We start from the raw sequence: 6,850 nt of genomic DNA on the forward strand, positions 1-6,850 counted from the left end.
CAGCTTCCCCATCCGGCCGGCAACGGCCGATAATGGTCCCGATGATGGAGACCCTGCCCGACTGAGGCACCAGCGATGACCCCAGCCAAGATCCGGGTCCTGATCGCCGACGACCACGCGGTGGTGCGCGAGGGCATCAAGCTCGTCCTCGCCCGCGAGCCCGACATCGAGGTGGTGGGCGAGGCGGCCAATGGCCGCGAGGCCCTGGAGCTCATCCAGAGCCGGCGGCCCGACGTGGTGGTCATGGACCTCTCCATGCCCGAGATGGGGGGGATCGAGGCGACGAAGCGGATCAAGGAGCTGTGGCCCGACATCCACGTCCTGGCCCTGACCATGCACGAGGAGGAGAGCTACGTCTTCCAGCTCCTCAAGGCCGGCGCGTCGGGCTACGTGCTCAAGCGTGGGGCCGCGCAGGACCTCACGCAGGCCATCCGCTCCGCCGCCCGCGGCGAGGCCTTCCTCTACCCCTCGGTGGCCAAGAGCGTCCTGCAGGACTACCTGCGCCGCCTCGAGCGCGGCGAGGACCGGGAGCGCTTCGACGGCCTGACCGAGCGGGAGCGCGAGGTCCTGACGCTCATCGCCGAAGGCCTGTCCAACCAGGAGATCGCCCAGCGGCTCTTCATCAGCGTCAAGACCGTACAGACCCACCGGGCGCACATCATGGAGAAGCTGGGGATGCACAACCGTGCCGAGCTGGTCCGCTACGCCATCCGCAAGGGGCTGATCGAGCCCTGACCCGCCTCAGCGCGGGTGGCGTTGGCCTTTTCCACGTCCACCCGGACGGTCGGGCCCGCCCGGGCACCCCCCTGGATCCCCGGGCCGGGCGGTCCGGGGTCGGGGCCCCGGGGGCGTCAGGGAGGAATGAGCCCTTTGCGAACCGCGTAGCGGACGAGCAGCGCCCGGTCGTGGAGGTCGAGCTTCTTCATGATGTGGGCGCGGTGGGTCTGCGCGGTCTTCTCGCTGATGAAGAGCCGCTCGGCGATCTGCGCGGTGGTCAGCCCCTCCGCGCTGAGGGCCAGCACCTCGCGCTCCCGGTCCGTCAGGTTGTCCAGCTGCCCCGTCCCCCCGCCTGAGCGGACCCAGCCCAGGTAGTCCCGCACCAGCTCCTGGGCCATGGAGGGGTGGAGGTAGGTGTCTCCCCCGGCCACCGTGCGCACGCCGCCCACCAGGTCGGTGGCCGCGGCGCGTTTCGGGACGTAGCCGGCGGCCCCCAGGCGCAGGAGCTGGAAGACGTAGGCGGGCTCTTCGTGCATCGTCAGGATCAACACGTGGGTCCCGGGCAGGGCGTCGCGGATGGCGCGGGTGGCCTCCACGCCGTTCCGACCCGGCATGCTGACGTCGAGCACGACCACGTCCGGCCGCAGGCGCCGGGCCAGCTCGACGGCCTCCTCGCCATCGCGCGCCTCCCCGACGACCTCGATGTCCGGCTGGGCCTCCAGGAGCAGGCGGACGCCCTCGCGGACGATGGCGTGGTCGTCGGCGATCAGCACCGTGATCCTGCGGAAGGGAGGGGTCTGGACCATGGCCGCCGGGGCGATGCTAGCAGCCCGCCGGCGGGAGAGGCATCGGCCCCGCTCTCGATTTGCGCCATCGGCCCATCACCCGACCGGCAAGATACAGCCTGGGCCCGATGCTCGGCAGCCCGGGAGCGCCGTAGGATCACCGCCAGGGGGTCACCACGGATGAACCACGACCGGTCTGTCCGCCCTGTCCCGTCCCTGGACGTCCCGCTGACCTTCACTTTCGTGGGGTTCTTCCACGAGCCGGCCATGGCCCGTCTGGCCCAGGGCCTGCGGCGGACCTTCGAACGGCACGGTCACCGCTACGTCACGCGGGGCGGGGACCTGCGGCTGGCCTTCAACTTCGTCGACCCGCTCCGCCTGGTTCCCTACCGCCGGAAGGGGAAGGCCACCTTTGCCGTGTCGGTGGCGCTCAGCGACCGCCGGCCCGAGGATGTGCTCAAGCAGGCCTACCCCATCCTGATCCGCTCCCTGGCCAACCTGTGCATCTACCTGGTGCGGGAGGGGGATCGCCTGGACACCTACTTCGTCACCCTGGAGCAGGGGTGCTACCGCGTCCCGGACCTCCCGGAGGAGGAGTACTTCGAGGAGCTGTACCGCCGACTGCTGCCGCTGGCCACCTCGGAACTGGTCATCGACAACGAGTTCGTCCCCGACCTGCCGCCGCACCTGTGGGACGGCGACGAGTTCACGCGCCAGCTCAGCGAGGCGGGGAAGCGGCTGGACGCCCTGGGCCTCCTCCCCGCGCCCTTCCCCATCCAGGAACTGCTGCCGCCGGCGGACTTCCGCCACCTGCAGCGCCTCTTCGGCCTGGGCGGCCTCAGCTACGGCAACCTGAGCGTCCGGCGGGACGCCACCTCGTTCTGGATGAGCGCCAGCGGGGTGGACAAGGCCAACATGCGCCGGGTGGGGGAGGACATGCTCCTGGTGACCGGCTTCGACCCCCACCGGCGCGTCATGCGCCTGAGCGTCCCGCCCACGGTGAAGCCCCGCCGGGTGTCGGTGGACGCCATCGAGCACTGGATGATCTACACCGAGCACCCCACCGTGGGCGCCATCGTCCACGTCCACGCCTGGATGGCGGGCGTCCCCTCCACCACCGTGAACTACCCGTGCGGCACGCTGCAGCTGGCCCAGGCCGTGGCCGACCTCGTCCGGGCGGCGCCGGACCCCGCCGCGGCGGTGGTGGGGCTTCGCAACCACGGGCTCACCATCACGGGGCGGACGCTGGACGACATCTTCGACCGCCTGGAGGCCCGCTTCATCCGCCAGGTCCCCATGTCCTGATGCGGGCCCTGGTCTTCACCCCCACCCCGGTGCGCTACCTGGCCGGGCGGGCGCTCACACGCCTGGCCGGGGTGACGGGCTGGACCACCGCCCCGGTGCTGGCCCTGCGCGCCATTCCCCGTCCGCCCCTCCCGACTGCAGCGTGGGTCCGCGTGGCCGTGCACCTGGGCGGCGTCTGCGGCAGCGACCTCCACCTCCTCCGCCTGGCGATGAGTCCGGCGACGTCGGCGCTCGCCTCTGTTCCCTTCGTCCCGGGGCACGAGAACGTCGGGACGGTGGAGGAGGTGGGGGCGGAGGTGCAGGGCCTCCGCCCCGGGCAGCGGGTGGTGGTGGACCCGCTCCTGCCGTGCGCGGTGCGGGGACTGCCCCTGTGCCCCAGCTGCGCGGCCGGCGCCTACAACCGCTGCCTGCGCTTCGCCGACGGCCTCCTGGCGCCGGGGATGATGATCGGGGCCTGCCGGGATACGGGCGGGAGCTGGGGGGAGGCTTTCGTCGCGCACGCCGCGCAAGCCCATCCGGTGCCGGACGGGGTGAGCGACCGGGAAGCGCTCCTGGCGGAACCGCTGGCCTGCGCCGTCCACGCCGTGGCGCGCGCGCCGCTCCCGGCGGACGGCTGGGTGCTGGTGGTGGGCGGCGGCACCGTGGGTCTGTGCGTCGTGGCCGCACTGCGCGCGCTGGCGCCGGGCGCTCGCGTCCTGGCCCTGGTGAAGCACCGGTTCCAGGCCGCCATGGCCAGACGATTGGGGGCGGACGAGGTCGTGGCCGCCGACGGGAAGGGGAGGTACTACGGCGCCGTGGCTGAGGTGACCGGCGCGCGGGTCCTCCGCCCGCTCTTCGGCCGGCCCGTGCTGCGGGGCGGAGCCGCCCTCACGCTGGAGTGCGCCGGCAGCGCCCGCAGTCTCGACGACGCCCTGCGCCTGACCCGACCGGGAGGCCACGTCACGCTGGTCGGCCTGGCGGCGCTGCCGCGCGGGGTGGACTGGACCCCCATCTGGCTGAACGAGCTCCGGGTCGACGGCGCCTTCACCTACGCGGTGGAGGGGGAACCGCTCGGCCGACGTCCGACCCTGGCGGTGGCCCTGGAGTGGCTGGCCGCCCGGCGGGTGGACCTTGCCCCCCTCCTCACCCACGTCTACCCCCTCGCGCGGTACGGTGAGGCGCTGGCCACCGCGGCCGGCAAGCGGGACGGGGCGATCAAGGTGGCTCTGGCGCCATGAGTGGTCCTGCCCCCGTCCTGGGCCGGGACCGCGCGAACCAGGCCCTACGGCAGCCGGCGGATCTTCCTGGATGAGACCCGCCTGAGGAGTCATCGGGCGCCGCCCTACTCCGGGATCGATCTGCGGCCCGATGGGCCGCGTGGGCAGGAGCTGCTATGGTCGAGCCAGGAGGTGAGGCACATGGCCCGCAATGTCTCCGGTGGTCGAACGACCATTATGGAAGACCCGCCGTTCGCCCGGTGGCTCTTCGGGAACACGAAATCCGCCTGGCTGTGGCTGGTGCTCCGGGTTTGGCTCGGCTACCAGTGGATCGAAGCCGCCCTGCACAAGATCACCGACCCGGCGTGGGTGGTGACCGGCCTGGCGGTCAAGGGGTTCTGGGAGCGCGCCGTCCAGGTTCCACCGCCGCCGGCCCGGCCCCCGGTGGCCTTCGGCTGGTACCGGGACTTCCTGCAGTACCTGCTGGACACCCAGGCCTACACCTGGTTCGGGAAGCTCGTGGCCTACGGGGAGCTGCTGATCGGCGTGGCGCTGGTCCTCGGCGCCTTCGTGGGAGTGGCCGCCTTCTTCGGGGCCTTCATGAACTGGAACTTCATGATGGCGGGGTCGGCCAGCACCAACCCCGTCCTCTTCGTGATCGCCATCCTGCTCATCCTGGCCTGGAAGGTGGCCGGCTACCTGGGCCTGGACTACTACCTGCTGCCCCTGCTGGGGACGCCCTGGAAGCCGGGCCGGATCTTCCGGCCCCAACCCACGGCCTGATCGCAGCGGGCAGGCCTGCTACCCCGGACAGGACACCGGGAACGGCAGGGCGTCGGGAAGGGGCCACCGTGCGGCGGAGAGCGGATCACCGTGCGGCGGAGCGGACTCGCCGCTCCGCCGCACACGGTTCCTCAGTGGCAAACCTGCCTCAGCCCCGCCGAGCGCCCGGGGCTCGCAGGTCATGGCCAACGTGCCCCACGTGCTGTCCCTTGATCGTGCCCACTTTGGAGAGGAGGATCTGCCCCGTGCTGTTCCCTGAGGCCTGAGGCAGGATCACGACGAGCACACCGTTGTCGTAGCTGGCGTTGGCCTTCTCGACGTCCACCCCCACGGGCAGCTCCACCGTGCGACGATAGGGCCCCGCACTCCACTCCTGCAGCAGGTGCTGCTGGGTTCGCTCCTGACCCGGCCCACGTCGTTCCCCGTAGATCGTCAGCGAGCGGCCCTGGACCTCGACGCGAATGCTCGGCGGCTCCATCCCGGGCAGGAGCGCCGCCACCATCAGGCGATCGCCTTCCTGGTAGATGTTCACGGGCACCTGGGTCAGTGGCCTTTCCCCTACCATCGGCGTCACACCCCCCGCGGAGACTCCTCCCCCTCCATTCTCCCATCGGGAGGGCTACGTCACCTCACCCCAGAGACGCGAAGAGCCGGTGCGCGGCTTCCTGGCCCTGCCGGATGCAGTCCGGGAGACCGAGGCCGCGGTACCCGGCCCCGGCGAGGGTGAGACCGGGGACGGCGGCCAGGCGCCGGTCCACCTCGGCCAGGCGCTCGAGGTGGCCGACCTCGTACTGCGGCATGGCCTGTGGCCAGCGCGTGACGACGCTGAAGAGCGGACCGGCGGTCAGCCCCATGGTGCGGGCCAGGTCTCGCCGCACCTCCGCCACGATCTCGTCGTCGGTCATCGTCAGGACATCGGGGTCGAGGGCGCTGCCGACGTAGGCGCGCAGCAGGAGGGTCCCCGGCGGGGCGCGGCCCGGCCACTTCGCCGAGAGGCAGGTGCAGGCGGTGATGCGCACCCCCTCACCCCTGGCCACCACGAATCCGTGCCCGCCCGGCACCACGCCCGTCGTCGTCATCGCGGGGAACGCCAGGCTGACCGTGGCGGTGGAGGCGTAGCGGATCTGGTCCAGAAGGCGTGCGGCCTCAGGCGCGAGGCGTGCCAGCAACCTCGCCGCGGCATAGGCGGGACAGGCCAGGATGACCCCGTCGGCGTCCACCCTGCCGCCATCTGCCAGGTGGAGCATGTAGCCGCCCGGGCGCCGCTCGATGGTCTCGACCGCGGTCCCCGCCCGCACCGCGACACCGGCCGCCTCGAGCACCTCGACCAGCCGCTCCACCAGGCGGCCCATCCCTGCGCGCAGCGTCATGAACACGGGCAGCCCCGGGCCCGCCGACGCTCCGGGGCGAGCCGGGCGGGAGGCAACGAGCCCGCGGATCAGCGATCCGTAGCGCCGTTCCACCTCGGCCAGGTGCGGGAACGTCGCGCGGAGGCTCAGGCGCTCGACATCCCCGGCATAGATCCCGCCCAGCAGCGGTGAGGCCAGGCGGTCCACCGCCGCCTGCCCCAGGCGCCGGCGGACGAAGACGGCGAGCGACTCGTCGCCGTCGTCGCGGCGGGCCGGCAGGAGCAGGTCGCACCCCATGCGGGCCTTCTCCAGGAGTCCGAAGAGCGTGCTGCGCAGCAGCGGGCCCACGCGCGTCGGCGCGATCAGGGCCAGCCCCTCGGGGAGCGGCTGGAGGCGCCCGCGCCAGAAGACAGCGACGGTGCGCGGCTCGCCGGGCCCGATGAGTTCCGCCTCCAGCCCCAGCGCGCGCGTGAGGTGGAGCGCGTGGGGCTTCGTCGTCAGGAAGGCGTCGGGGCCGGCCTCCAGGAGGAAGCCGTCCCGGCGCACCGTCAAGACCTTGCCGCCCAGGCGCGCGTCCGCCTCCAGGAGGACGACCTCGCCAGCCGTCCGGCCTGTCGAGCTGGATGCCGTCACGAGCGCATGGGCGGCGGCGAGCCCCGTCATGCCGCCGCCGACGACCGCCACCCTCACGGGCGAGGATCCTCCGGCCGCGGCG

Annotated in this window: 7 protein-coding genes; 4 read left to right on the forward strand and 3 right to left on the reverse strand. The window is 72.5% G+C overall.

Annotated elements, in window-relative coordinates:
- Positions 1-75 precede the first annotated feature (75 nt).
- Complete coding sequence (locus RB146_05725; protein ID MDQ7828479.1) at positions 76-735, forward strand: response regulator transcription factor; 660 nt, start codon at positions 76-78, stop codon at positions 733-735.
- 116 nt (positions 736-851) lie between these two features.
- Here RB146_05725 and RB146_05730 read toward each other — a convergent pair whose 3' ends face one another.
- On the reverse strand, positions 852-1,523 hold the full coding sequence (locus RB146_05730; GenBank protein ID MDQ7828480.1) for a response regulator transcription factor: 672 nt from the start codon (positions 1,521-1,523) through the stop codon (positions 852-854).
- Positions 1,524-1,682: 159 nt separating this feature from the next.
- Between RB146_05730 and RB146_05735 the strand changes: the two genes are divergently transcribed.
- The 3 genes from RB146_05735 (at position 1,683) to RB146_05745 (ending at position 4,786) form a co-directional block, all read left to right on the forward strand.
- A complete protein-coding gene (locus tag RB146_05735) occupies positions 1,683-2,807 on the forward strand; it encodes a class II aldolase/adducin family protein (protein ID MDQ7828481.1) in 1,125 nt (374 codons plus the stop codon).
- Complete coding sequence (locus RB146_05740) at positions 2,807-4,024, forward strand: alcohol dehydrogenase catalytic domain-containing protein (GenBank protein ID MDQ7828482.1); 1,218 nt, start codon at positions 2,807-2,809, stop codon at positions 4,022-4,024. Before RB146_05735 ends, RB146_05740 begins: the two co-directional genes overlap by 1 nt.
- A gap of 180 nt (positions 4,025-4,204) precedes the next feature.
- Positions 4,205-4,786, forward strand: coding sequence for a DoxX family membrane protein (locus RB146_05745; GenBank protein MDQ7828483.1), 582 nt, complete (start codon positions 4,205-4,207; stop codon positions 4,784-4,786).
- Positions 4,787-4,934: 148 nt separating this feature from the next.
- Here RB146_05745 and RB146_05750 read toward each other — a convergent pair whose 3' ends face one another.
- Together RB146_05750 and hemG are read right to left on the reverse strand one after the other, a co-directional pair.
- Entirely contained in the window at positions 4,935-5,318 is a 384-nt protein-coding gene (locus RB146_05750) for an Hsp20/alpha crystallin family protein (GenBank protein MDQ7828484.1), read from the reverse strand.
- Positions 5,319-5,415: 97 nt separating this feature from the next.
- The coding region (hemG, locus tag RB146_05755; protein ID MDQ7828485.1) for a protoporphyrinogen oxidase at positions 5,416-6,850 on the reverse strand (1,435 nt) is incomplete at its 5' end.

Source organism: Armatimonadota bacterium, assembly GCA_031081585.1.
GTDB lineage: Bacteria > Sysuimicrobiota > Sysuimicrobiia > Sysuimicrobiales > Humicultoraceae > Geohabitans > Geohabitans tengchongensis.